This is a genomic window from Streptococcus bouchesdurhonensis (assembly GCF_948472335.1).
Genome location: NZ_CAOKTW010000042.1, coordinates 1 through 812, shown reverse-complemented (window position 1 = coordinate 812; position 812 = coordinate 1). Strand labels below are relative to the sequence as shown.

The 812-nt window shown below is 36.3% G+C and carries 1 protein-coding gene; it reads left to right on the top strand.

Annotation, left to right across the window (positions count from 1 at the left end):
- Positions 1–123: 123 nt before the first annotated feature.
- The coding region (locus QMQ21_RS19235) for a transposase (protein ID WP_261814988.1) at positions 124–812 on the top strand (689 nt) is incomplete at its 3' end.

The following is an 812-nucleotide window of genomic DNA, read 5'->3' as shown; positions in this document are numbered from 1 at the left end:
GGCTCTATAATATTTGTAGTGGGTAAATCCCCTATAGATATTATGGAGCCGTTTTTATTGTAGAAAAAAAGTCCCATAAGATCTATAATGAAAAGCGACCAAACCATCATTAGAAAGAATCCTATGGAACAATTACATTTTATCACAAAACTACTAGACATTAAAGACCCTAATATCCAATTTATGGATGTCATCAATAGGAATACCCACAAAGAAATCATCGCTAAACTGGACTATGAGGCCCCATCTTGCCCTGATTGTGGAAGGCAAATGAAGAAATATGACTTTCAAAAACCGTCTAAGATCCCTTACATAGAAACGACTGGTATGGCTACTAGAATTCTACTTAGAAAACGTCGTTTTAAGTGCTATCAGTGTTCAAAAATGATGGTTGCTGAGACTCCTCTAGTAAAGAAAAATCATCAAATCCCTCGTATCATCAACCAAAAAATTGCTCAGAAGCTGATTGAAAAAACTTCTATGACCGATATTGCCCATCAGCTGGCCATCTCAACTTCAACTGTCATTCGCAAGCTCAATGACTTCCGTTTTAAGTCTGATTTTTCTCGTCTGCCTGAGATTATGTCTTGGGATGAGTACTCCTTTACAAAGGGAAAAATGAGTTTCATTGCACAAGATTTTGAAAAGCTCAATATCATCACTGTTCTCGAGGGAAGAACACAAGCTATTATTCGAAATTACTTTCTTAAATATGATAGAGTCGTCCGATGTCGAGTGAAAATCATTACTATGGATATGTTTAGCCCTTACTATGACTTGGCTAAAAAGCTTTTTCCAAACGCTAAAATCGT